The organism is Priestia sp. TRM10, assembly GCF_057808375.1.
This window is the reverse complement of the sequence record NZ_JBJZOT010000002.1, coordinates 411,111-437,594: the sequence shown is the minus strand read 5'-3', so window position 1 is coordinate 437,594 and position 26,484 is coordinate 411,111. Positions and strand designations below refer to the sequence as shown.

Annotated in this window: 24 protein-coding genes; 22 read left to right on the top strand and 2 right to left on the bottom strand. The window is 36.7% G+C overall.

Going from position 1 to position 26,484, the window contains the following annotated elements:
• Positions 1 to 91 precede the first annotated feature (91 nt).
• The 9 genes from hmpA to ACK3CR_RS02170 all read left to right on the top strand — a co-directional run bounded on the left by hmpA (position 92) and on the right by ACK3CR_RS02170 (position 10,163).
• On the top strand, positions 92 to 1,312 hold the full coding sequence (gene hmpA, locus ACK3CR_RS02210; RefSeq protein WP_243509328.1) for an NO-inducible flavohemoprotein: 1,221 nt from the start codon (positions 92 to 94) through the stop codon (positions 1,310 to 1,312).
• A 229-nt stretch (positions 1,313 to 1,541) separates the two neighbouring features.
• Positions 1,542 to 2,105, top strand: coding sequence for a GNAT family N-acetyltransferase (locus ACK3CR_RS02205; RefSeq protein ID WP_430238496.1), 564 nt, complete (start codon positions 1,542 to 1,544; stop codon positions 2,103 to 2,105).
• Positions 2,106 to 2,227: 122 nt separating this feature from the next.
• On the top strand, positions 2,228 to 2,398 hold the full coding sequence (locus tag ACK3CR_RS02200) for a hypothetical protein (RefSeq protein WP_488974672.1): 171 nt from the start codon (positions 2,228 to 2,230) through the stop codon (positions 2,396 to 2,398).
• Positions 2,399 to 2,571: 173 nt separating this feature from the next.
• A complete protein-coding gene (locus ACK3CR_RS02195; protein ID WP_488974671.1) occupies positions 2,572 to 3,063 on the top strand; it encodes a helix-turn-helix domain-containing protein in 492 nt (163 codons plus the stop codon).
• 307 nt (positions 3,064 to 3,370) lie between these two features.
• Positions 3,371 to 4,177 carry a helix-turn-helix domain-containing protein gene (locus ACK3CR_RS02190; RefSeq protein WP_488974670.1) on the top strand — a complete coding sequence of 269 codons (807 nt, stop codon included), beginning with the start codon at positions 3,371 to 3,373 and terminating at the stop codon, positions 4,175 to 4,177.
• A 247-nt stretch (positions 4,178 to 4,424) separates the two neighbouring features.
• Entirely contained in the window at positions 4,425 to 5,894 is a 1,470-nt protein-coding gene (locus tag ACK3CR_RS02185; RefSeq protein WP_488974669.1) for an aldehyde dehydrogenase family protein, read from the top strand.
• Between the two features lie 130 nt (positions 5,895 to 6,024).
• Positions 6,025 to 7,413, top strand: a complete 1,389-nt coding sequence (locus ACK3CR_RS02180; protein ID WP_488974668.1) for an APC family permease — start codon at positions 6,025 to 6,027, stop codon at positions 7,411 to 7,413.
• Positions 7,414 to 7,457: 44 nt separating this feature from the next.
• Entirely contained in the window at positions 7,458 to 8,837 is a 1,380-nt protein-coding gene (locus ACK3CR_RS02175; RefSeq protein ID WP_243509343.1) for an aminotransferase family protein, read from the top strand.
• A 192-nt stretch (positions 8,838 to 9,029) separates the two neighbouring features.
• Positions 9,030 to 10,163: a class II histone deacetylase gene (locus ACK3CR_RS02170; protein ID WP_488974667.1), complete on the top strand. Its 1,134-nt coding sequence runs from the start codon at positions 9,030 to 9,032 to the stop codon at positions 10,161 to 10,163.
• Positions 10,164 to 10,241: 78 nt separating this feature from the next.
• Here the strand turns inward: ACK3CR_RS02170 and ACK3CR_RS02165 are convergent, their stop codons facing one another.
• Positions 10,242 to 11,111 (bottom strand): LysR family transcriptional regulator, encoded by an 870-nt coding sequence (locus ACK3CR_RS02165; protein ID WP_328123676.1) that lies wholly within the window; start codon positions 11,109 to 11,111, stop codon positions 10,242 to 10,244.
• Between the two features lie 198 nt (positions 11,112 to 11,309).
• Here ACK3CR_RS02165 and hpaI point away from each other — a divergent pair, with 198 nt between their 5' ends.
• The 12 genes from hpaI to ACK3CR_RS02105 are packed head-to-tail and all read left to right on the top strand — an operon-like array spanning position 11,310 to position 23,168.
• On the top strand, positions 11,310 to 12,239 hold the full coding sequence (gene hpaI / locus ACK3CR_RS02160) for a 2,4-dihydroxyhept-2-ene-1,7-dioic acid aldolase (RefSeq protein ID WP_488974666.1): 930 nt from the start codon (positions 11,310 to 11,312) through the stop codon (positions 12,237 to 12,239).
• 50 nt (positions 12,240 to 12,289) lie between these two features.
• Entirely contained in the window at positions 12,290 to 13,804 is a 1,515-nt protein-coding gene (gene hpaE / locus ACK3CR_RS02155; protein WP_243509355.1) for a 5-carboxymethyl-2-hydroxymuconate semialdehyde dehydrogenase, read from the top strand.
• Positions 13,805 to 13,859: 55 nt separating this feature from the next.
• Positions 13,860 to 15,332, top strand: coding sequence for a 4-hydroxyphenylacetate 3-monooxygenase, oxygenase component (hpaB, locus tag ACK3CR_RS02150; protein ID WP_488974665.1), 1,473 nt, complete (start codon positions 13,860 to 13,862; stop codon positions 15,330 to 15,332).
• Positions 15,333 to 15,354: 22 nt separating this feature from the next.
• On the top strand, positions 15,355 to 16,338 hold the full coding sequence (gene hpaD, locus ACK3CR_RS02145) for a 3,4-dihydroxyphenylacetate 2,3-dioxygenase (RefSeq protein ID WP_243509361.1): 984 nt from the start codon (positions 15,355 to 15,357) through the stop codon (positions 16,336 to 16,338).
• A 15-nt stretch (positions 16,339 to 16,353) separates the two neighbouring features.
• Positions 16,354 to 16,827, top strand: a complete 474-nt coding sequence (locus tag ACK3CR_RS02140) for a flavin reductase family protein (RefSeq protein ID WP_243509364.1) — start codon at positions 16,354 to 16,356, stop codon at positions 16,825 to 16,827.
• A 17-nt stretch (positions 16,828 to 16,844) separates the two neighbouring features.
• The gene (locus tag ACK3CR_RS02135; RefSeq protein WP_488974664.1) at positions 16,845 to 17,741 is read left to right on the top strand and encodes a cytidyltransferase; all 897 of its coding nucleotides are present in this window, start codon (positions 16,845 to 16,847) and stop codon (positions 17,739 to 17,741) included.
• Between the two features lie 31 nt (positions 17,742 to 17,772).
• Positions 17,773 to 19,212: an aldehyde dehydrogenase family protein gene (locus tag ACK3CR_RS02130; RefSeq protein WP_328123675.1), complete on the top strand. Its 1,440-nt coding sequence runs from the start codon at positions 17,773 to 17,775 to the stop codon at positions 19,210 to 19,212.
• Between the two features lie 39 nt (positions 19,213 to 19,251).
• Positions 19,252 to 19,602, top strand: a complete 351-nt coding sequence (locus ACK3CR_RS02125; protein WP_430238510.1) for a DUF485 domain-containing protein — start codon at positions 19,252 to 19,254, stop codon at positions 19,600 to 19,602.
• Positions 19,592 to 21,139 (top strand): solute symporter family protein, encoded by a 1,548-nt coding sequence (locus tag ACK3CR_RS02120; protein WP_488974663.1) that lies wholly within the window; start codon positions 19,592 to 19,594, stop codon positions 21,137 to 21,139. Before ACK3CR_RS02125 ends, ACK3CR_RS02120 begins: the two co-directional genes overlap by 11 nt.
• Before the next feature lie 38 nt (positions 21,140 to 21,177).
• Positions 21,178 to 21,963, top strand: a complete 786-nt coding sequence (locus tag ACK3CR_RS02115) for a fumarylacetoacetate hydrolase family protein (protein ID WP_488974662.1) — start codon at positions 21,178 to 21,180, stop codon at positions 21,961 to 21,963.
• The gene (locus ACK3CR_RS02110; RefSeq protein WP_328123673.1) at positions 21,960 to 22,757 is read left to right on the top strand and encodes a fumarylacetoacetate hydrolase family protein; all 798 of its coding nucleotides are present in this window, start codon (positions 21,960 to 21,962) and stop codon (positions 22,755 to 22,757) included. The genes ACK3CR_RS02115 and ACK3CR_RS02110 overlap by 4 nt, the downstream gene beginning before the upstream one ends.
• 27 nt (positions 22,758 to 22,784) lie before the next feature.
• Entirely contained in the window at positions 22,785 to 23,168 is a 384-nt protein-coding gene (locus ACK3CR_RS02105) for a 5-carboxymethyl-2-hydroxymuconate Delta-isomerase (RefSeq protein ID WP_243509385.1), read from the top strand.
• An 88-nt stretch (positions 23,169 to 23,256) separates the two neighbouring features.
• On the opposite strand, the gene ACK3CR_RS02100 is transcribed toward ACK3CR_RS02105, so the two are convergent.
• A complete protein-coding gene (locus ACK3CR_RS02100) occupies positions 23,257 to 24,858 on the bottom strand; it encodes an alpha-glucoside-specific PTS transporter subunit IIBC (protein ID WP_488974661.1) in 1,602 nt (533 codons plus the stop codon).
• A 750-nt stretch (positions 24,859 to 25,608) separates the two neighbouring features.
• Between ACK3CR_RS02100 and ACK3CR_RS02095 the strand changes: the two genes are divergently transcribed.
• Positions 25,609 to 26,385 (top strand): MurR/RpiR family transcriptional regulator, encoded by a 777-nt coding sequence (locus tag ACK3CR_RS02095; protein WP_243509391.1) that lies wholly within the window; start codon positions 25,609 to 25,611, stop codon positions 26,383 to 26,385.
• The last annotated feature ends 99 nt before the right edge of the window (positions 26,386 to 26,484 follow it).

The following is a 26,484-nucleotide window of genomic DNA, read 5'->3' as shown; positions in this document are numbered from 1 at the left end:
GTACATAATATCAATTGGTACATATGTCCAACTTACATCGTATAAACGCTATAGTTTATCTCAATAAATTATAAAAGGTGGATGAAACGAGATGCTTGACCCTAAAACAATTGAGATTGTGCAATCAACAGTACCGGTTTTAAAAGAACATAGTAAAGAAATTGGCAAAAGATTTTACGAGTTACTATTTGCAAAAGCGCCTGATCTGTACAATATGTTTAATCAAACAAATCAGAAACGTGGAATTCAACAGGAAGCGTTAGGATATGCGGTTTATGCTGCAGGGGAACACATTACAAACTTAGATGCTATCAAACCTGTAATCGAAAGAATTTCTCAAAAACACCGTGCTATAGGGGTGAAAGAAGAGCAGTATCCCGTTGTGGGTGAGACTTTACTTCAAGCAGTAAAGGATGTTTTAGGAGCTGCTGCTTCTGATGACATTATTGAAGCATGGGGAAAGGCGTATGGATATATTGCGGATGCCTTCATTAACCTTGAGAAGAATCTTGAAGAAGAAACAAAGAGTCAGCCTGGTGGATGGAATGGATATCGAAGTTTTTACGTAGATAAGAAAGTTGAAGAAAGCGATAGTATCACATCATTTTATTTAAAACCCGCTGATGGAAAAGCGATTGCTTCTTATAAAGCTGGACAGTATTTGACGTTAAAAGCAACGATACCAGGTGAAAAGTATACTCATATTCGTCACTACAGTCTTTCAGAATCTCCAGGAAAACCGTATTATCGAATCAGTGTAAAACGCGAAGATGCTCATGATGATAGTCCAGACGGTATTGTCTCAAACTATTTACATAATCAAGTAAAGGTTGGTGAACAATTAGAATTTTCCGCTCCAGCAGGAGATTTTGTTCTTGATCATAGTAAATTACCCATTGTGTTGATAAGTGGAGGGATTGGGATTACGCCTGTACTCAGCATGTTGAATACTTTAGTTGAAACACAATCTACACGTCAAGTGACTTTTATTCATGGAACCATGAATAGTAAAACACATGCCTTTAAAGAACATGTAGCGGAATTAGCTGATAATCAAGAAAACGTCACATCATTTATTTGTTATAGCTCTCCTAATGAAGAGGACCGGATGGGTCATGATTTTGATAAAGAAGGAATCATTGATTTAGAAGTATTAACATCTACTGTTCCTTCGAAAGAATCCTTATTTTACTTGTGTGGATCCATTCCATTTATGGAATCTATTCTGAACATATTAGTAAAATGGGGTGTATCAAAAGAAAATATTCATTATGAAGCATTTAGTCCTGTAGCACTTTTCGAAGAAGAATAATCAATCAACCTGAAGAAAGCTCAAATTATTTTTTGAGCTTTTTCATTATTTCTAAGCAAGAGGCCATAAACAAAGAAAGTTTTTTTCGATATATTGTATTTATAGGCTGCTAGAACAGTAAAATCGTAAAGAGCATAGCTAACTATGTAGCTGTTATGGGACTGACCAAATAAAAAGTATGACGGTTGAATTGAAAAGGGGATTTTAGAATCGTAAGGAGTGATTTTAAGTGAATAAGGTTGAAATTAGGAGACCACGAATGGAAGAAAATGAGGAAATTCATCATTTTTTTAAAACCGTCATTCAAGATACATTTGCCAAAGAAGGTTTATCAGCGTTACTTGAGGATATGGAAAATGAAATTAAAGACAAGAAAAGATATTTAAAATGTGATTTTGATAGCTGTGGAAAGGACCGATATTTTTTAATAGCTCTAGATAAAAAGCATAATCAAGTTATTGGTACTATTGAATATGGTCCTGCTAGTGATCTGATTAATCGTTGTACAAATGGTGAATTAAAAGAATTGAATGAGATAGGAACGGTATTTGTTCATCCTAATTATCAAGGAATGGGTATAGGAACCCTACTCTTCAATGTAATGATTCTTACTTTGCAGAATCGGGAAATTAAAGAATTTTGTTTGGATAGCGGATACGTCAATGCACAGAAAATATGGAAGAAAAAACTAGGAGAACCCCATTATTTGTTGAAGGATTACTGGGGGGATGGAAGTGACCACATGATTTGGAAAAAACGCACAAATGATATATCAATCATATTTAGTACATGATTAAAATATATCGTGTAAAGTAAGTTAACAAAAAAGAAGATTTAAACCCTACTTGCTCTCATAATGTTACTATCTACTATAGCTCTAAGATAGATGAGGAACAGAGAAAGAGGGGGTGTAATATGAGTAACAGGAAAAAATGGTGTTTTCAGATTCCTTTACAACCCGAGTTTAAAATGAAGACAGCTTATTATATAGAAAAGAGAGAGTTTGATCAAAAAAGAAACAAGTCTTATTTGTATTATCAATTTTGTATTATCAATTCAAATGCCATTCTATTTCTAGCTCAATGATAGTAATTCCTGATGGAAGTATAGATATTCTGTTTACTTGTATTCCTCAAACCCCTTATGGAAAAATTTGCGGAAGTGTTCTTAGAAGTAAGGAAATCCAACTTACTCCAGGGGCAGAATATTTCGGCGTGAGATTTCCTCTAGGAAGAGAATCTTTAAAATGGAATTGTTCTATGAAAGATATAGTTGAGTGTGAAATGCCAATAAAGGATATATTGTCATTAGACGATCCTGCACATCAATTAGCTATTCTCCCTTCATTTGAAGGGAGAATACAGCGATTTCAAGAAACAATAGGTACCTTATTTTTAAATGAAGATCGTTATTCTCCAATTGTGATGAATGCCTTATATAACATACATTTAAGTAAAGGAAATATCACAATGAACGATTTAGCTCAGAGGTTAGGATTCTCAACAAGATATGTACGTAAACAACTTGAACAAGATATCGGAATTTCTCCTAAGTTATTTTCACAAATTGCTCGTTTTCAATGCTCTCTGTCTATGCTTATGAACGATAACAATTATTCAATATGGGATATAATTGAGGAAAGTGGATATTATGATCAAGCGCATTTAATTAATGAATATAAAAAATTTAGCTATTACAGTCCAAGAAAGCTAATGGACACCATTACGAAGGGAAAAGCATTGGTTATGTAGCATAGGTAAGATACGGACTTATAAGAAAGAATATTCTGACAAATTCTTGAGTCTATTTAGCAGAATATATATAATAGATACAACAAAGTTGGAGATAGGTATAAGAGATACATATACAACATTGTTATTTCAATTTTATATGAGATTCATTCTAGAGTTGAAATAATAGGCGTTTTAATGTAAGCGTTTTCTTTGGAGTGGTTGATGTTTATCAAGGATTAAGGAATGAACTGTATATTATGAAGATATAAGAAGTTACATAAACATTTATGATTAATATCCCATTAAATATTTAAAGGAGATATACATGGTGATTTGTTTACCTAACGTAAAAAATAATAGCTATTTACCGTCCCAACCTGAATTTAAATCTTACACAGAGTATTATGTGGAACATAGGGAAAAAGGTTTAAAAAATGAGCCTATTCTCATTTTCTATCAATTTAAAGTGAGAGATATAAAAGAGAAAGTTACGGTTGTGCCAGATGGATGTATTGATATTTTAATTAGCTGTGATGAACGCTTACCAGGTGCAAAAGTTTGTGGAAATGTTAGTAAAAGTAAGTGTATAAATCTGATCCCAAATACGACTTACTTCGGTATTAGAATTCCATATCTCTATCATATTCAAAAAATGGACTATACTTTAAAGGAACTGCATGATCAAGAACTTCCTTTAATTGAGCTTATTTCAATGGATAATACAATTGTAGAAAGAATTGTAAAAGAAGATTATTTTATAAAGAGGATAGATATATTTAATAAAACGTTGAGAAATATCTTGCTTGATTTTCATACATCGTCCCCTGTGGAACAAGCTATACATTTTCTTTACTCGACGAGGGGCAATATATCTATGAATCAATTAGCGAATGAAGTAGGCTATTCAACGAGATATTTACGTAAACAATTTGAAACTCACATTGGTATTTCTCCAAAACTGTTTAGTAAAATTATCAGGTTTCAATGTTCATTAAATATGCTGTTGAATAATCACCATTACACAGTAAATGATGTTATTTACGAGAATGGATATTATGATCAGTCCCATCTCATTAATGAATTTAGGGATTTTGGATATATAACCCCATATAAGCTTACTAGAAAGAGATAAGAAGGAGTCTGATTCTGATAAATAGAGTTATGCAAAAAAGCATTCTTTGCTTATAAAGAATGCTTTTTTTATATTATTATCAAAAATATTCTGATTGTTCCGATTTATCCAATAAATTTAGGCTGTGTCTTGATAATCTTTAATTACTGGAAGGGACTTATAAGCTAAACCACATGGATAAGGAATTGCTTAGAGCAAGGTTAGCAGAGAGTTACTCTATAGACTACAGTAGAAAGGATATTGGGATATGAAACATTATAAGATGTTTATTGATGGAAAATGGGTTGATTCCGTCTCAGGCAGAAGCTTTGAATCTATTAATCCTGGGACTGGGGAAGTGCATGCTCTTGTAGCAGAGGCAGGAACAGAAGATGTAGAATATGCTGTTAAATCAGCTCGGCAAGCATTTGAAAATGGGCCTTGGGCACGAATGGACCCAAGTGAACGGGGACGCTTATTATATAAAGTTGCCTTAAAAATGAGGGAAAAAGCAGAGTTTCTTGCTGAAGTAGAATCAGCAGATAATGGGTTACCAATTAATGAAACTAAATTGATTGAGATACCAGCGACAATTGATGTTTTAGAGTTTTATGCGGGTATGACGAATAAGCTAAGTGGAGAAACATTGGCCTCTCCAATGAACCGATTTAATTATACATTAAGAGAACCTTTAGGAGTGATCGGAGCAATCGTTCCATGGAATTTCCCGCTCATGCTTACAATGTGGAAAGTCGCTCCTGCTCTTGCAGCGGGTAATACAATTGTCATAAAACCGGCAGAGCAAACGCCAGTTAGCATTTTGGAGTTAGTGAAGATATTCCAAGAGGAAGGTCTTCCAGATGGAGTTATTAATGTAGTGCCAGGATTTGGTCATACAGCAGGTAATTCTCTAGTTTCTCATCCTGGAATTGATAAGATTGCTTTTACAGGTTCGACTCATACAGGCCAACTTATTATGCAATCAGCAAGTAAACATTTAAAACCTGTTTCACTAGAGCTTGGTGGAAAATCACCGAATATTATATTCGATGATGCAAACCTAGAAGATGCGATAAATATGGCTTCTTTCGGAATCTATTTCGGCCAAGGACAAGTATGTGCAGCTGGATCTAGAATCTTTGTCCAAAATTCAATTTATGATGAGTTTATAGAACGCTTCGCAAAAAAAGCCCAATCTATACGTGTTGGAAATCAACTTGATACAACAACCCAAATGGGTCCTCAAGTTTCAAATAAACAGCTGGAACAAATTGAAAAGTATGTATCAATAGGAATAGAAGAAGGCGCCAATCTAGTAACGGGGGGAGAACGCTTTACAAGAGCTGGAGATGGATACTACTTCACACCAACTGTTTTCGAAAATGTTACGAACCAAATGACGATTGCTAAAGAAGAGATTTTTGGACCAGTAGCTTCCATTATCCGATTTAGTGACGAAGCAGATGCCCTTCAAAAAGCAAATGAAACCATTTATGGATTAGCATCTGGAGTTTGGACAAATGACTTAAAACGTGCACATCGCATGGCACGCGGAATTAAAGCCGGGACAGTTTGGGTGAATGCGTATAGCTTTCTGGATAGTGGAGCCCCATTTGGCGGAACAAAACAAAGTGGATTTGGACGCGAATTAGGGGTACAAGCTCTAGAAATGTATACTCAGACAAAACATGTTTGGGTGGATTTAAATGAGCGAGCAATGAACTGGTATGGTGGCTAAATGTCTACATGAACACTTCATTCTTCCCCTAACTCTATTAGGAAAGAATGACGGAAGTTTTATATTGTTAGAAAAAGAGATGTAGTGAGAACTCGATTTTTTTATTGGCTATTTGGAAAGGGGGAGAAGATTGGAGACAGAGAAATCAGTACATGACATAGCCTTTCGTCCAAATAAAATTGAACTTAAGCGAACACTAAAGTTAAGAGATTTAGTAATCTTCGGGCTAGGGTTCATGGCTCCAGTAGCAGCGATGTCCTTATTTGGAATTATAACAGTCGTTTCCGAAGGGCATTCAGTGCTTTCTTATATCATTGGATTTGTTGCTATGTTATTTACAGCCTACAGTTTTGGAAAGATGGTAGAGGCATATCCTGTAGCTGGTTCTACTTATACGTATGCACAGCATGCGCTTCATCCTAAAATAGGTTTTATTGCAGGATGGGGAATGCTACTTGATTATCTTTTAATTCCGATGCTTACCTTTCTTATTAGTTCTAATTTTGCACATGCTCTTGTACCAAGTATTGCGGTGTGGGCATGGGTCCTTATCTTTGCTGTTCCTATTACAGTAGTAAATATAATTGGTATTGAAGTTGCTGCTAAAGTAAATACAGTATTAGTCCTCTTGATGATTTTAGCTGTTTTAGTTTTTGCTATAAGTGCAGGGCATTATATTGTAACAGGAAACATATCTCTTATTCAGTTTGAGGCGATCTATGATCCTAGTCATTTCTCTATTGGTGCTATTATTAGCGGATCTGCTATCGTGATCGTTGCTTATCTTGGATTTGATGCGATTACAACATTAGCAGAAGAAACAAATGTAGGCGGGAATAAAATTGGGCTAGCTATCATGTTCACATGCGTTATTCAAACTATATTTTATGTTTCAGTAACCTATTTAGCTGTGATTATAGTAGGGCATTATACAGTGATTAAAAACCCGGATACAGCCTTTTTCAATATACTCGATACTATTGGTAGTCTATTTCTTCAGACCTTTATTACAGCAATGATTATAGCTTCTGGCGTAGCGAGTGCATTGGCGAGTCAATCAGCTTCAAGTCGCTTACTTTTAGGAATGGGGCGTGATAATGTCATGCCAAAGAAGTTTTTTGGGTATATCCATCCAAAATACAAAACACCGGTTAATAACATTCTTTTAATGTCTATAGCTGGCATCATAGGAGCTCTATCGCTAAATATGCAATTGGTCTCAGATCTTGTCGCATTTGGTGGATTATTAGGTTTTGCCTTTGTCAATATATGTGTGATTAACCATTACTATATAAAAAATAAGCAAAGAAATGTAGTGAAATATTTAATCATTCCATCACTAGGAACCATCGTGTGTTTCTATATTTTATGGGGCCTTTCGACAGCTGGAAAAACAGTAGGCCTTTTGTGGTTAGGTCTAGGTTTTATTTATCTTATTATTCGTTCCTCATCCTCAAAAGAATTTAAAGAATTCTTATCTAATAAAGAGGAAGAAACACTTAACGGAAATTATAAGTGATAGAGAAAATTTTTTATGATTAATATAATTTAGGAGGAATACGTATGCAAAAATTATCTAAAGGTTCTACTTTTACACATGCCGAATTAGCAGAGATTGATAAGAAACATTATTTGCACCCAACAACTCCCCCAAAAGCACATTATCTATCAGGTCCCCCTACTATTTTTTCGGAGGGGCATGGAGTATATCTTAAAGATTTACAAGGTAAAGAACGAATCGATGGTGTGTCTATGCTTTGGAATGTAAATTTAGGATATGGAAATGAGGAGTTAGCTGAAGCGGCTAAACAACAGATGCTAAAACTTTCTTATAGCTCTTCATTTAGTGGACAATCAAACGAACCAGCCATTCTTTTAGCTCAAAAAGTGGCTTCAATGGCGCCTGGGGACTTGAATGTTTGTTTTTTTACATCAGGAGGATCAGAATCTAATGATACAGCTTTTAAGTTAGCTCGTTTCTATTGGAAAGTGAAAGGACAGCCAGAGCGTACAAAGATTATTTCTCTAGATCAATCATTCCACGGAGTTACAGTAGGCGCTACAAGTGCTACTGGGATCGAAGGATTTCAAAAGTTTACAACTTCCAATGCTCCAAACTTTCTTAAAGCTGCAGCTCATGCAGTAGAAGCCGAACTTGGAGATAAGACGGATCCAAACTATACACGCTCTATTAGAGGAACGATAGAAGCAGAGGGAGCAGATACCATTGCTGCTGTGATTATTGAACCAATTCAAGGAGCAGGAGGAGTAAGATTTCCTCCTAAAGGATATATTCAAGCAGTACGTAAACTTTGTGATGAACATGGTATCTTAATGATTGCCGACGAAGTAATCTGCGGATTTGGACGTACTGGAAAAATGTTTGGTGTAGATCATTGGAACGTAGTACCAGATTTTCTTTGTGTAGCAAAAGGGATTTCAAGTGGATATGCTCATCTTGGAGCCGTAATTATGAGAGAGCATGTTAGGGAAGCGTTTGTGCAATCTGATGAGATGATGTTTCACGGATTCACATATAGCGGTCATCCTGTTGCTTGTGCAGTCGGATTAAAAACGATTGAAATGATTGATAGGGACAACATTGTGGAAAATAGTCGAATGCGTGGGGAGGAGTTATTAAGAGGACTTCAATATTTAGAAAGAAATCATAAACATGTAACAAAGGTAAGAGGGCTTGGCCTTTTAGCAGGGCTAGAGCTATTTAGAGACCCTGAGAGTGGTATTCCATTTGACCCATCTCAACACGCGGCAGCCCAATACACAGATATTTGTATGGATCTAGGATTACAGCTACGTTATTTTGATTGGAAAGGGACAAACACAGTAGCTCTTGCACCACCGCTTATTATTACGAGTGAACAGGTGGAAAAAATCATTAGCAGAATGGATCAAGCGCTTAAAAGATTTGAAGAACAAATTTGAGTTTCTGAATAAACACAGCATCAGGGGGAAGCTAGAATTTCTAAGCTTCCCTTTACTTGTAATAAGGGAGGGAAAAGGGTGAAAAAACAACTTCATCTTACGTTATATATGATAGATCTAAATTAAAGTTAAAAAATACGAACGGAGAAGTGAGTGTATACCACTTCTTTAAGAGATATAGGAGGAATAAGAATGGAGAAAAAAACAGGTTTTATTTGTGATGAAAGCTATTTCTGGCATGATACAGGAAATGGAGCGCTTTTTTTGCCACCAGGTGGATGGATTGAGGCTGATGAACACGGGGAAAGCCCGAAAAGTAAGCGGAGAGTGAAGAATCTTTTAGAGAAAAGTAGATTTATAGAAGAACTGCATGTTTTAAAGCCTCGTGCCGCTACGAGGAAAGAAGTAGAATGGAATCATGCTCGTTCTTATATTGATCGAGTAGAATACTTAAGTCGTACTGAGGGAGGGGATGCAGGAGAATTAGCAATTGTAGGGAGAGGTTCTTATGAGATAGCACTATTATCTGCTGGAGGCATTATTTCAGGGGTTGATGCAGTAATGAAAGGTGAAGTTCAAAATGTATATGCTCTCACAAGACCACCAGGACACCACGCTGAAAGGGATAAAGGGATTGGATTTTGTCTTTTTAATAATGTAGCAATTGCCGCACATTATGCGAAAAAAGAATATAATTTGAAGAGAGTTTTAATTATAGATTGGGATGTTCATCATGGGAATGGGACGGAGAGTTCATTTTATAATGATCCAGACGTATTAACAATCTCCCTTCATCAAGAATATAATTTTCCGTCTAATAGAGGTTATGCTGAGCATGTTGGGGAAGATAGCGGATCAGGTTTTAATGTTAATATTCCCCTACCTGCTGGAACAGGAAATGCGGGATATTTGTATGCTATAGAGAAGATTATCAGTCCGATAGCAGAACAATTTAAACCGGAGATTATCCTTGTAGCCGCTGGTCAAGATGCAAGCGCCTTTGATCCTCTAGCCCAAATGATGGTAACAGCAGAGGGCTTTAAAGATATGGCTGTTGCCATAAAAGAATTAGCCAAGCGCCTTTGTGAGGGACGTTTAGTTCTATGTCATGAAGGAGGATATAGTGCAGCATATGTGCCAATTTGCACGCTAAAGATTATAGAAGGGATAAGTGGGTTACAAAGTAAAGTAAAAGAAGATCCGTATTATGAAACAATAAAAGGACTTCCTACAAATATTTTAGCACCTCACCAAAAGCAAGCTATCCAACAAGTAATAGAGGTCCAATCTCCATTTTGGAAGTTTGAAAATTTATCTCGAGTATAATGTAAAGTTACAATGGTAAAAGCACTGGGGCTAATAGGTAATCCCAGTGCTTTTTGATGGATTTAAGGTTCTTTGCCACTAAACATTAAACGTTTCAATGAGACGTTTGGCACTTTTAGAGATGTAACGATCTTTTAGCCAAATCACAGCTGCTTTTGATTCAATGACACAGTCGTTAACTTTAATGATTTTCAACCCGTTTAAAGGAAAAGAAGATAAGGTTGATTCAGGAAGTAAGGTAATGCCGGATCCTGATTTTACAAGGGATAAAAGGATAGCAGCATCTGCACATTCACATACAATATTAGGTTTTAAATTGTTCTTCATAAAGGCCTCAATTACAAGTTCATATAACCCTGTTCCATCTATACGGTGTAATAACATAAGCGGCATTTTGGCAATCTCTTTTAATGAAATGGATGAATGAACCTCTAAATCTTCGGGAACAATGGCTACAAAATTTTCTGTTGGTAAAGGCAGAAAAGAAAAATTCTCCATATCTACCGGTAAGCGAACAACTGCAAATTCAATCTTTCTTTCTTGCAGGTATTTGGTAAGTTCATAGGAATCTCCTTCAAGGACTCTATATGTTACTAAAGGATATTGCTCTCTAAATAGACGGATTCTTTCTGATAAATAAGAAAAGCAGGTCTTTACAGTCCCAAAAGCCAATATCCCTCTAAGTCCTTCTCCTGTTTCTTGAACTTCTACATTGATTTCTTCTAGTTTTTCAATAAGATCTTTGCCGCGTTTATACAATGTTTTTCCGGCTTCTGTAAGCTCCATTTCTTTTCCGTTACGTTCTAATAGTAAAACACCTAATTCTTGTTCAAGCAATTTTAACTGATGACTAAGAGGGGGCTGCGCCATATGTAGTTTCTTGGCGGCCCTTGTGATTTGTTTTTCCTCAGCAATAGCAGTAAAGTAGCGGAGCTGTCTTAAGTCCATAAGCTTATCCTCCCTGTTACGGTATACTTTTTTCGTATAGAAAACCAATTTTTTAAGTAATTTTCATATATCTGACATTATGATACATTATTTTTGTAAGCGATACCAATATAAAATTCTAAATATTTTTAATTTTTAGTTATTTTATAAGTGTAAGAGTAATTGCTTAAAAAATTCAGGAAAGAAGGAGAAAAACTGATGTCAAAATTCGAACAATCAAAACAAAAATTAAGAGGATCAATTGCTCCTATTATTACTCCATTTAATGAAGATGGTTCCGTTGATTTTGAGACGCTAGAATCTCTTATCAATTGGCATATTGAAAGTGGAAGCCATGGTATTTCTGTGACTGGAACGACAGGAGAACCTAGCTCTTTAACAATCGAGGAACGAATTCAAGTGATAGAACGAGCTGCTAAAGCTATTAATGGGCGGGTTCCTTTTGTACCTGGAACAGGATCTACAAATCATGAAGAAACGCTTTATTTAACAAAAAGAGCAAGTGAGATTGAGGGAGTAGACGGGGTACTTATTATTGTTCCTTATTACAACAAACCATCTCAACATGCTCTTTACAAGCATTTTAAAAAAGTGGCAGATACAGTACCGAACCTTCCGATTATCGTCTACAACATTCCGGGAAGAACCTCAGTGAATTTGGAAGTAAAGACACTAGCCAAATTAAATGAAGATTGCCCTAATATTATTGGCGTTAAAGAATCAAACAAAGATTTTGAGCATGTTAACCGTGTGTTATTAGAGTGCGGAAGAGATTTTCTTCTTTACTCAGGTATTGAATTACTTTGCTATCCAATGCTTGCAATTGGCGGAGCTGGTTATATCAGTGCTACAGCAAATGTTGAACCTAAAAAAGTGGCAGAAGTTTATGATGCATGGAAAGAAGGCGATGTAGAACGAGCTGCAAACCTCCACTATGAGTTAATGCCATTAAATGATGTTCTTTTTAAAGATACGAACCCAGCTCCACTAAAAGCAGCGCTAGGGATGATGGGCCGTATTAAACCTATCCTTCGCTTACCAATGGATTTGCCTACACAGGAACTTCAAGATGAGATTCGCGAAGTCCTACAGCACTATGTTGAACTTGATAAAGTCACAGCGAAGTAAAATAAATGAATTGAAAGGAAACAATGAAATGATATAAAGGATGTGAAAAGATGAGAAACGAGACAGCTATTACTACGACAGGAATGAAAGATGTACATGTTGAGCGTATCAAACTCTATATTAATGGTGAATTCGTAGAAACAAGCTCTAAAGAAACATTTGAGAATACAAATCCATTTACAAATCAAGTTATTAACACTGTTTCATCCGGCCAAGAAGAAGATATAAATAAAGCGGTAGCAGCGGCTAAAGAAGCCTTTGAAGGTTCATGGGGAAAGATGAAAGTCCAAAATCGAATGGAGTATATTAATAGAATTGCAGATTTAATTGATGAAGATATTGAAGAGATTGCTTTCTTAGAATCTATGGACACAGGTCTTCCTATTAGTCAAACAAAGAAAATGACAGCTCGTGCTGCAGAAAATTTTCGCTTCTATGCCCGCTTAGTTCAAACAAAATTACATGGAGAATCATACCCGGTAGATGACGAGTTTATTAATTATACATTATATAAACCGCTTGGACCTGTTGGACTGATTACACCATGGAATGCTCCATTTATGCTCGAAACTTGGAAAGTAGCACCAGCTCTCGCAACAGGAAACACCGTTATTCTAAAACCTGCAGAGTTATCTCCGCTAACAGCAGATAAGTTAGCCAAAATCATTCATAAAGCCGGGTTACCAGAAGGCGTTTTTAACGTCGTACATGGATTTGGGGAGAGTGCTGGCGCTGCTCTTGTTGCTCATCAGGATATAAAAGCTATATCGTTTACAGGAGAAACGACAACAGGTTCAACCATTATAAGAAATTCAGCGGATACATTAAAGAAAACATCCATGGAACTTGGAGGTAAGTCTCCTCTGATTGTATTTGATGATGCAAACTTTGAGCAGGCACTTGATGCAGCTGTTTGGGGAATCTTTTCTTTTAACGGTGAACGTTGCACAGCGAATTCACGCGTATTTCTTCACAAAAATATAAAAGATAAATTTGTGAAAGCCTTAAAAGAACGTGTAGTAAATATTAAAATTGGCGACCCGATGGATCCTTCTACACAACTTGGACCTTTAATTGAAAAAAATCACTTCAATAAAGTAAAACGCTATATTGAGATTGCGAAAGAGGAAGGTTGTGAAGTTGTTCAAGGAACTGTACCAGAAGAAGTAAAAGAAGGTAACTTTGTTCCACCAACCCTTCTATTAAATGCAACAAATGATATGAAAGTATGTCAGGATGAGATTTTCGGACCTGTTATGGCTGTTATTGAATTCGAAACAGAGGAAGAAGTCGTTTCTCTAGCCAACGACACAAGATACGGTCTAGCTGGATACGTATGGACAAACGATATTAAAAGAGCGCACAGAGTTGCACAAGCAGTTGAAGCAGGCATGCTTTGGATTAATGCCCAAAATGTTCGTGATCTTCGTATTCCATTTGGAGGAACGAAAGATAGTGGGATTGGTCGCGAGGGAGGACATTACGCTATTTTTGAATTTTATACTGAACCAAAAGTTATTCATGTAGCTATTGGTAATCATCATATCCCTCAATTTGGAAAGTGATAAACATTAACATGATAAAGGGAACTAACAAAGATGAGTGAAAGGGGAAAAAGAGATGCCAGCTAAAACCGGAAAACAATATATCGAACGTGTTGATAAGGCAAAAGCAAACGTATGGATTGATGGAGAACAAGTAACAGGAAATGTATCTGAGCATCCAGCTTTTAAAGGGGTGATGAAAACACAGGCGGCGCTGTATGATATGCAGCATGATCAGGATAAAAAAGACTATATGACGTATATTTCACCAACGACAGGAAATCGAATTGGAACTTCGTTTATGCAGCCAAAAACAAAAGAAGATTTAGAAATACGACGTAAAATGATGCAAGAATGGGCGAGATACAATAATGGAATGATGGGACGTTCTCCAGACTACATTAATGTTGGCATGATGGCCTATGGAGCCGCTGCCGCTATGTTTGGAAAACAAGACGAAATGTATGCGAGAAACATGGAAAATTACCTTGAATATTGCCGGGAACATGATTTATCTCTAACACATACTTTAATTAATCCTCAAGTGAATAGAGGAGTGAACACTGCTCAACTTCCTGATCCGTTCATTGCAGCGCGAATTAAAGAAAAAACGTCAGAAGGGGTCATAATTAAAGGAGCTCGTTTACTGGCTACCCAAGGTGGAATTACTGATGAAATTATGGTTTTCCCTTCTACATTATTGAAACAATCAGAAGAAGAAAATCCCTATGCCTATGCCTTTTCCATTCCTAATAATATACCTGGGTTAAAATTCATTTGTCGTGAATCTTTTGATTACGGTAAATCAAATTTTGATCATCCATTAGGTTCGCGTTTTGAAGAAATGGATACGATTGTTGTGTTTGATGATGTAGTCGTACCTTGGGATCGCGTATTTTCTTTAGGAGACGTAGAAACGTGTAATGAAGCTTATAATGCCAGCAATGCTGTTGTTCATATGACCCACCAAGTTGTCTCTAAAAATATTGCGAAAACAGAGTTTATTCTTGGCACTCTTCAACTTATGGCAGAAACAATCAATATTGGACAGTATCAGCATATTCAAGAAAAAATTTCAGAAGTGATTATTGGACTCGAGACAATGAAATCATATGTAACAGCTTCAGAAGCTAATGCCAAAATGGATCAATGGGGCACAATGACACCAGAGTTTGCACCTTTAAATGTCGCGCGTCACTATTTCCCAAAATTGTATCCTCGCTTTACTGAAATTATGCAGTTAATGGGAGCGAGCGGTTTAATGGCCATTCCGAATGAAGCAGATTTTCATTCCCCTATTCGCTCAGATCTTGATAAATATCTTCAATCCGCAAATGGAGACGCTTACAACCGAGTGAAATTGTATCGTCTTGCATGGGATATATGTATAAGCGCATTTGGTTCACGTCAAACACTTTACGAGCGTTTCTTCTTTGGTGATCCCGTTCGAATGGCAAGTGCCCTTTATAACGGATATGACAAGCAAGAGTATGTAGATCGTGTAAAAGAATTTCTAAATCGCTCAGAAGAAGTTGTGGAAAGTAAATAAGGGGAAGAGGGGGATGAAGGAGATGAACTTTAATATTATTCGAATTGCAAGAACTGTACTTAACGTGAAAGATTTAAATCGTTCTAAAGATTTCTATGTGAAAGCTCTAGGGATGATTGAAACAGAAATGAAAGATGATTGTGTATATTTGAGAGGGCTTGAAGAACATACTCATCACAGTTTAGTGTTGAAGAAATCTGAAAAGCTAGGGGTACAAGCACTTGGATATAAGGTCGAGAAAGAGGAAGATTTAGAGCGTATTGAAGAGCTCTTTAAATCAAAAGGTTTAAAAACAAAATGGGTAGAAAAAGGGAAACAACATGCCCTTGGAAGAGCATTACATGTGCATGATGTTTCAGGAATTCCACTTGAATTCTTTTGCGAAATTGAAAAAGCGGAACGATTAATCCAGCGCTATGATTTATACAGTGGTGCTCGTATACAGCGTATTGATCATGTAAACTGCGCCGTTCCAGATGTTGAGAAAGCGTATGATTTCTTCATAAACGAACTGGGCTTTGCTTGTTCAGAATACACAACAACAGAAGAAAATCGCATTTGGGCGGCTTGGTTACATCGTAAGCAAACTGTGCACGATCAGGCATTTATGAATGGAGAAGGTCCAAGACTTCATCACTTTGCTTATTGGCTTCCAGATCCGCTAGCTTTGATTCATTGTTGTGATGTTCTTGCTTCACTAGGATATGCAGAAAATATCGAAAGAGGACCAGCACGTCATGGTTTATCCAATGCATTCTTCCTTTACTTAAGAGACCCAGACGGCTATCGTATTGAACTCTACAATGGAGACTATTTGACAAGCGATAACGACTTTGAACCTGTGCGTTGGGATTTAAATGATCCTAGACGCCAAACATTCTGGGGAGCAAAAGCACCAGATAGCTGGTTTAATGAAACGTCACCTTTTCTAGATATTGAAACAAATGAAGAAATCTCAACAAAACAACCAAACCTAGCACAACGAAAACCAGAGTTTGTGATCTAAGAGGGAGGATTTGTAATGGATAATCGTACATTTCGAAATGCGATGGGGAAATTTGCTACAGGCGTTACAGTTATTACAACCGATATAGATGGAGAAGTTCATGGGATGACAGCAAATGCCTTTATGTCTGTTTCGCTTAACCCACCTCTCATTTTGATTTCGATAGATGAAAAAGCAAAAATGCTCTCCAAAATTAAAACGTCAGGGCGTTTTTCCGTGAACATTCTATCTGAAGAACAGCAGGAAGTGTCCATGTTGTTCGCAGGCCAATCAAGTGATAAAGAGAACGTTTCCTTTGAGAAGAGAAATGGAAATTCGGTTATAAAAGAGTCTTTAGCAAACATTATTTGTACGGTATATGGAAGCCAAGTAGCAGGCGATCATACACTATTTATCGGAGAAGTTGAGGATGTTATCTTGCGTGATGGAAAACCACTTGCTTTTTATGAAGGGAAGTATAGTAGACTAGCGACCCTACAGCTAACTTAAAAAGGAGAGAGAGCAGAATGGAAACCATTCATCTTCGCTACCCAATGGAAAAATCAACGGTTTATAATCGGGAATCTTGTGTGTTAGCACTTGGTTTCTTTGACGGGATACATGTCGGTCACCGAGCCATTTTAGAGAAGGCCAAACAGATAGCAAAGCAAAAGAGATTGAAATTTGGCGTTATGACCTTTTTCCCCCATCCAAAAGACATTTTGTTTCCAGAAAAGAAGCCAATGAAATATTTAACGCCACTAAAAGCAAAAGAAGAAGGTTTTAAAGAATTAGGAGTGGAGAAGTTATTTATTGTCGAGTTTACTCCAGACTTTTCTGCTCTCTCTCCTAAAGAATTTGTAGAGCAATATATATGTAATTTTAAATGTAAGCATGTTGTAGCAGGATTTGATTACTGCTATGGAGCTAAAGGAAAAGGAAATATGGAAACAATGGCAGAGCATGGCGAAGGTGAATTTGAGGTGACCGTGATTTCAAAAGTGAAGCATCACTATGAAAAAATTAGTTCAACAGCTATTAGAGGGTTGCTTGCACACGGACATGTGAGCGATATACCAAGCTACCTTGGGCGTCCTTACCAAGTTCAAGGAACACCTATCTACTATTCTCATGTTGGACAAAATAACATTTTCATGGAAATTCATATTGATAGAGAGTACAGACTGCCTAAGCCAGGGGTATATAAATTGAAAGTAGAAGTTAATGGTTCATCTTATGAAGGAGTCTGCCATCAAATGTTTATAAACAAAAACGGAGCTTCTTTATTAATTCAAATGAAAAAATGTGATGGCAAAGAGAATTTTAAATCCGTAACCATAAGTTGGCTTGATTTTATAAAAGGAGAGCCAAACAAATGGAATGATATGAACGAATATATACAAAGGGATGAGCTTGTTATTTAATCCAAAACAACCTTAAGAAAGGGGCTTAGACGTGGCAACGCAAACTAAACTAAAAAGAGATTTATATATTAACGGAGTCTGGCAAAAAGCAGAGGAATATAGGCTTTTAACATCTCCTTATTCTGATGAAGTAATTGCTGAAATTCCTGTAGCAAGCGAAAAGGAAATTGAGATGGCAATAGAAGCTGCCCATCGTGCAAGAGAGAAAATGGCGGCAATGCCAGCATATGAACGAGCAGATATTCTAGAAAAATTCGTTCAGTTGCTTAAAGAACGCCAAGAAGAAGCGGCAACAATTATTGCAAATGAAGCAGCAAAACCGATTACGGCAGCACGGGAAGAAGTAAAGAGAACCATCCATACGTATAAATTTGCAGCTGAGGAAGCAAAACGGATTTACGGGGAAACCCTACCCCTTGACGCAGCTCCAGGAGGACAGAATCGAACTGCCTATACGGTAAAGAAGCCTATCGGCATTATTGGAGCTATTACCCCTTTTAACTTTCCGATGAACTTAGTAGCTCATAAGGTAGGACCCGCAATTGCTACTGGAAATACGGTTGTGCTCAAGCCTGCATCACAGACTCCTCTTTCCTCCTATTTCTTAGCAGATTTGTTTCATGAAGCAGGTCTCCCAGCAGGCGCTCTAAACATTATAACAGGTAGCGGTAAAACAGTTGGTGATCAATTAGTAGAGGATCAGCGGATTGCTGCTCTAACTTTTACAGGAAGTCCTAGCGTTGGACTTGGTATCCGCAATAAGGCAGGCCTAAAGCGTGTGACGCTTGAACTAGGTTCAAATTCGGCCGTTATTATTGATCAAGGGATCCCAATTAAAAAAGCGGTCTCTCGTTGTGTCAAAGGTGCCTTTTCTTTTCAAGGACAAGTTTGTATTTCGCTTCAACGCATCTACGTTCATGAGAACATTTATGAAGAGTTTGTTGAAGAATTCGTAAAAGAAACAGAAAAGTTAAAGGTTGGAAATCCCTTAGATGAAGAAACAGATGTCTCAGCCCTTATTTCTAAGAGGGATATAAAACGTACATTAACCTGGTTAAAAGAGGCTAAGGAACAAGGTGCAGAAATCAGATTTGGGGGGAAAACTAAAGGAAATGCCTTACTCCCAACGATTATTTTAAATGCCAAATCATCTTTAAAAGTTTCTTGTGAAGAAGTCTTTGCACCAATTGTTGTGATCAATAAGGTAGCTTCAATGGAAGAAGCAGCAGGAGAAGTCAACCACTCTAAATACGGTTTACAGGCTGGGGTTTATACAGAGAACATTCATACAGCTTTAAAGATGGCTGATAACCTTCATGTTGGGGGCGTTCTTATTAATGATATCCCTACATTTCGTGTGGACCATATGCCTTACGGAGGAGTGAAAGAAAGCGGTACGGGAAGAGAAGGAATAAAATATGCAATGGAAGAAATGCTGGAATTAAAGCTCGTTATTTTTAATCAAGACTAGTTGATGAAAATGGAAAGTAGATTAAGGGAGGAAGTTAAGATGGAATTGAAGAAAGAAACAGCTGAAACCCCTGTTTCGCTTAATTATAAAAGAATGGTAGTTTCATCTCCTTTTCAAAAATTAATAAAATCTAAAAAGAGATTTACGTTGTTCACTACCCTCTTTTTCTTAGTATTCTCGTTACTACTTCCAGTATTAGCTTTTTACTCTGATATTCTAACAAAACCGCTCATTGATCCTTTCTCATGGGGCTGGGCTTTTGCCTTTGCCCAGTTTTTCATGACATGGGGAGTTTGTCATTTATATATGAAGAAAGCAGCCGAATTCGACCAAATCGCAAAAGATGTGCTAGAAACCGAAGAGAAGGAGATGGGGCGAGATGGACAGTAAAGTTATCGCACTTTTTCTCTTAGTTGTTTTCATCACGCTCTTAATTACCTTTTACACAGCTCGAAAGACGAAAGATGCTCGTTCTTTTTATACAGCTGGAGGGGGATTAAAAGGGTGGCAAAATGGTTTTGCCATTGCAGGAGACTTTATGTCTGCTTCTTCTTTTCTAGGTTTAATTGGAGCCATTGCTCTTTTTGGTTATGACGGCCTTTTTCTGATGTACGGAGCTCTTGTTTCTTATCTTGTTGTATTGTTGCTTGTTGCAGAACCGCTGCGCAATTTAGGAAAGTATACACTAGCTGACATGATTGCAGAGCGCTTTCGCTCTAAAAAAATAAGAGCAGTCACCGCTTTTAATGCACTGACTATATCTATCTTCTATATGTTAGCTCAGCTAGTAGCGGCTGGAGCGTTGTTTAAACTTTTATTAGATATCAACTATGAACTTTCTGTCATTATCGTCGGGATTGTTATGCTTACCTTTGTTCTCTTCGGAGGTATGACCGCTACAAGTTGGGTGCAAATTATCAAAGCTTTTCTTCTTTTGGGCGGGACGATTTTTATCTTTATTCTTGTCATGAGTAAGTTTGACTTTAATTTTATTCGTGTATTCCAAGAAATGAAAACGGCCACACCACTTAAAGAAGCCTATTTAAATCCTGGGGCAAAGTATACAAATGGGCTTGATGCTATTTCACTAACGCTTGGGTTAGTTCTTGGAACAGCTGGTTTACCTCATGTATTAAGCAGATTTTTGACTGTTCCAGATGCAAAAGTGGCTAGAAAGTCTGTTGTCTATTCTATTTGGATTATAGGTCTCTTTTATATTATGGTTATCTTCTTAGGATTTGCCGCTGCTAGATTTGTAGGAGTTGATACAATTATGGCAGCAAACTCAGCTGGAAATATGGCAGCTCCTTTATTAGCAGAAATGCTTGGAGGAGAAACGTTATTTGCTATCATCTCGGCTGTTGCATTTGCGACGATATTAGCAGTAGTGGCAGGTATTGTTATTACGGGAGCCACCGCTTTTTCACATGATTTTTATAATGAAATTTTAAAAAATGGAAAGGCAACACAAGGTCAACAAATGAAGATGGCTCGTATTGCTTCTGTTGTCATTACCGTTCTTTCTATTATCCTAGCTTTATTTGTTCAAAATATGAATGTGGCTTTTTTAGCTTCGCTTGCTTTAACAGTAGGAGCTAGCTCTAATTTGCCTGTTATTTTGTTTACAGTATATTGGAAGCGCTTCAATATAACTGGTGCACTCACCGGAATTCTTGTTGGATTGATAGGCACACTTCTTTTTGTTTCATTAAGCCCAAGTATATGGAGTCCAATAAAAGGAGCTGCTCTATTTGTTGGAGAACCTTTATTTCCCTTAACCTCTCCAGGAATTGTATCTATTCCACTTGGGTTCTTAGGCTCTTACCTAGGTACCGTACTTTCTACAAGACGGGAAACAGGGGATTTTGATGAAATTCTAGTGAAATCAAATACAGGAAATGATGTGAAAGGCGTAAATGATCATTAGAAACAAGCTATAAGATACTTTATGTGAGGAGTGACAAGATGAGTAATGTACAGATGAAAAGACATGGAATTTTGTATAAGGAAGAAACAGCAATAGATCCAAGCTATACAGGAACTAGTGCTATATTTCATAAAACAAAAGAATTAGTTCTTGATGCTCCCATAAGTGGCACAATTTATGGAACATTATTAAATTATAAAGGTGCCCTAAACTCATTAGGGGACGCTATACATGAGGCTCCTTATAAAGAACCTCCAAAAGCTCCGATAATGTATATTAAACCCGCTAATACAGTGAGTGGACACTGCATGCCTATTCCATGCCCCGTAGACATAGATGAACTAGAAATGGGCGCATCACTTGGAATTGTCATAGGAAAACAGGCAACAAAGGTCTCAATGAACGAAGCTTTAAATTATGTAGAAGGATTTACAATTGTAAACGATGTGAGTGTTCCTCATGAAAGTGTATACAGACCAGCAATAAAGCAAAAAGCTCGCGACGGTTTTTGTCCTGTTGGTCCTTGGATTGTGGAGAAGTGTGAAGTTGAAAACCCAGATAATTTAGGGATAAGAGTATATATTAATGGTGAATTAAAACAAGAAAATACAACAAGTAATCTCATTCGTCCAATCCAAAAGTTAATAGCGGATGTAACCGAATTTATGACATTAGCTAAAGGTGATGTCCTTCTTGTAGGGATTCCTGAAAACGCCCCAATAGCTAAAAAAGGGGACCATGTTCGAATTGAAATTGATCAAGTAGGTTTTTTAGAAAATCAAATTGTTGCTGAGGATGAAGTGAAGTTAGGAGGGAAAGTATGAAGAGAGCTCGTATAGCTTATAGTGGCGGGATACATGATGCTGTTGAAGAACACGGTTTACTACGTCTAAATGATGGACGGCTCTTGTCAGAAGACGAGGTTATTTGGTTGCCACCTGTTCAACCTCGAACCGTTTTTGCTTTAGGTCTCAATTATGCGGACCATGCCAAGGAACTTGCGTTTAATGCTCCAGAGGAACCGCTTGTCTTTTTAAAAGGTCCTAACACATTTGTAGGACATAAAGCGGAAACACATCGTCCGGACGATGTTGACTATATGCATTACGAATGTGAACTTGCAGTCGTAATCGGTCGAAGAACTAGAAATGTAAAGCGTGACGATGCCTATGATTACGTGGAAGGGTACACTATTGCTAACGATTATGCGATTCGCGATTATCTTGAAAACTATTATCGTCCGAACTTACGGGTGAAAAATCGCGATACATGTACGCCTATTGGACCATGGCTGACTGATAAGGAAGATATCAAAGATCCAATGAATCTACAAATACGTACTTATATCAACGATCAACTTACCCAAGAAGGAACAACGAAAGATATGATTTTTGACATTCCGGCATTGATTGAATACTTAAGCAGCTTTATGACTTTAGATAAGGGAGATATTATCTTAACAGGTACCCCGGAAGGCCTTAAAGGAGTTAAAGCAGGAGATAAAGTAGTGACAGAAATTGAGGGACTTGGAAGATTAGAAAATGTGATTGTTGGTGATTCTAAATTTAATAGAAAGAGTAAAATAAATGTTACAGAAAGTACTGTAAATCATAACTGATAGTGGTTTATTTAGAGGAGGGAAAAAATGCCTCATTTTATTGTGGAGTACACAGATAATATAAACGAAGAAATAGATATTCTAACATTACTTGAGAAAGTGAATAGCACGCTCATAGCGCAAAACGGTACCTTTCCTGTAGGAGGAATTCGTTCAAGAGCAGTGGAACTTAGACATTATCGTATAGCTGATGGAAAAGAAGATGATGCATTTGTACATGCTACTTTAAAGATTGGAGCTGGGCGTTCTCCAGTGGAGAAAGATAAAGTATGTAATGAACTTTTTGAAGTGATGAAGGAGCATTTCTCTTGTTTGTTTAAAAAGAGATACTTAGCTCTTTCAATGGAATTAATGGAGTTTAGTGAAGGGGGAACGTACAAACAAAATAATATACATGAACGCTTTAAATAATCGTAATTTAAAGCATAAGCAAAAAAGCCGTATCAAAAGTGGTACGGCTTTTTTCACGTTTATAAATATAGTATAAATATAGAAAAACTTATTGAGCATTAGCTTTGGTAATAAATCGCTCAACTCTCTCTCTTACTTGGGGAACAGAAAGGCCTATAATGACTTGAATAGCGGTTCCTTTTCGAACAACACCATGGGCACCACTGGCGCGAAAATCAGCGTCTGTTTGTACTTTTGTTTCATCAATAACGCTAACACGCAAGCGGGTTGCACAATTTGACACATCTAAAATATTATCCGCTCCACCTAGCGCCTCGAGTACAAGCAAAGCTTGATTAGAATAAGCATCTGTAGGGGCTGCATCCTTATTTGAACCATGCTGTTTTTGGGCTTTATAATCTTTCTTCGTATAGAGCTTGGCATCGGTTCCATTTTCTTTTTCACGACCTGGTGTTGCCACATTCAGCTTTACAATTAAGTAACGGAAAATAAAGAAGTAAATAGCGGTAAAGGAAAGACCAATCATCCATTGTTTTACATAGGTCGTCCAATGATTATGAAAGAGTGGTATCCAATTTTGAGTTGCCATTTCGATCATTCCCCCGCCCATGTTTCCAACAATACCAAAGGCGTACATAGTCGCTGCCATTATCCCCGCTAAAAGAGCATGTACAATAAATAAAAGTGGAGAAATGAAGAGGAAAGTAAATTCAATAGGTTCTGTTATACCAGCAACAACAGCCGTTAAGGTAGCTGGTATTAGTAATCCAGCGACTACCTTCTTTTTCTCTCGTTTTGCAGTTGCATAGATAGCCAACGCAATTCCCAAAACACCAAATATTTTTGAATTTCCATGAAGAGCGAATCCTCCTTGAGGGAAAAGTTCTTTCAATGATAACGCACTAGAAGCATATTGATTTAGATGTTCGATCCAATACGTGTTAATCCCACCGTTTACTATAGCCGGTCCATAAATAAATGGAGTATACACAAAGTGATGTAAGCCAGTTGGAATTAAAGCTCGCTCCAAGAACGTGTACAAGCCTACTCCAAAAACGCCTGAAGAAACGAGAATACCTTGTAAGGATGCGATGCCTCCCTGAATAATAGGCCAAATAAACGTAACAATAAATGCAAGCGGAAGCATGACAAAAAATGAGATAAAAAAAACATAAGTCGAACCTTGAAAAATCCCTAGAAAATCGGGTAGTTTTTTATCAAAATAACGATTATGAATATAAACAACAATACAACTGACTAAAATGGATCCTATAATACTTGTATCTAATGTTTTAATACCGGCTATTTCCGTTAGTCCACTTACACCGCCAATATCAGCATTCATATCCACACGGAATTTGTTTCCCCAAAGAGTTAAGATAGCGCTTACAAAATAATTAAATGTTAAATATACAACAAGTGATTCCATGCAGGCTCTGGCTTGAGCTGTTTTTGCTAAGGCAATTGGAATTCCGATTGCAAATAAAATTGGCATTTGTCTAAATACTGTCCATCCACCTTCTTGAATGATATAACTAAATTTATACAAAAGACCATCAGGATCTGCAAGATTACCCATTATCTGAGGGTTTTGAAGTAAAATAGTTAGCCCTACTACTATACCTGCAAACGAAAAAAGCATAACGGGTACATACATTGCTCCGCCGAAGCGTTGAACCGCTTTCATCATAAAATAAAACCTCCTCATTTATATAACGAAAATAATTCCTTGATACTTAAAAAATCATAGGAAACAGGCAAGGTCTTGCTTTCTCAATGATATTTTGATCACATATGATTTCCTCCTCCATAGTAGGGAACGTTTTCCTTATTTTCACACAGATATTTTCCTTTCAGCAATAATTCGAAAGCAAATTGGTCACAATCACTATTATTGTGATTTTTCACAGAGGATGGGAATTTTCTCTTGTTCACAAATGAATGTAGAGAAGTAGTATGGAGAAAGACGTTAAGAAGGAAAAACTCTCATTCTGCTAAGTATTTTAAATCGATAATATACGCAGTTGATTTTATAATTCAATTAACTATGAATGGTCTTTTGATGTCTTTCGAATTTTAGAGTTCACTCAGTAAATCTATTGTTGGTGGGAAAATTCCTAAGAGATGAGAAAAAGAACAAAAACTGTGATTAGGACCATAATGCTTGTGATTTATTGTTGCTGTTTTTCACATATGCTATAAAGATAATGTAAGCGGAAACAATATTGAACAAAAGACATATGAAGAAAACTTTAATGATTATTACAAGGGGTGAAGTCCTTATAAAACAAAGATTCTATTCCTGTTTCCATTAATGAATATAGATAAATAGAAAGATATAAAAATCACAAAAACTTCTCGTTCTTTTGGTTTTGCGTCCTCTCCTTTACGTATTAAAGAATGTGATAGAATATAAAAAACTGGGGAGGGCATAAAAATAATGAAGTTAGAAGAGTTAATTAACAAATATTATAATCAATTACATGAAAATGATTTTCATATCTTAAAATACGTTCTAAATCATAAAAGTTCATGCTATGAGTTAGGAATCAACAGTTTAGCAGATAAATGCAATGTTTCTCGTTCATCCATTCTCCGCTTAGCCCAAAAACTAGGTTTTAGTGGTTATAGTGAATTTCGGGTTTTTTTAAAATGGGAAGACCAAGAAGGACCGAGTGAGCAAGTAAGCAGTACGGAAGTATTGAGCACAGATATACAAGAAACTCTAAAATATACGAAAACCAAAAATTTTCATGAGATATGTGAGCTAATAGAGCAATCTGAGCGAATCTTTGTTTATGGTACTGGGGATTTACAGTTAAATTGCGCATATGAACTGCAAAGAATGTTTCGTGCTATGCAGCGCTATTTACATGTTATACGAGTTCATTCAGAGTTTGAGATGATCATCCGAGATGTAACGGTTCGAGATGTTATCATTATTATCTCCTTATCAGGTGATACACCAATAATGGTTCCTACAGTGCGATCGATCGTTTCAAAAGGAATTCCCTTCATTTCTATAACAAATTTAAGAAATAACGTGTTAGCCAGAATGACTCCTTATAACTTATATGCTAATTGCTCAGAAACTAAGTTAAGTGATGGCACTACAGTTCCGACCTTTTCTACCCTTTTTATTGTTGGGGAAACATTGTTTCGAAAGTATGTTGAGTATCGACAACATATTGAAGTGTCGCAAAATGAAGAATCCTAATAAGCTATAACAAAAAGAAGTATTCCTATTCTATATGATAAGGAGTATGACTTTTCAAATTACAATCTATTTTCTATATAGTGATTATCATTATTTAAG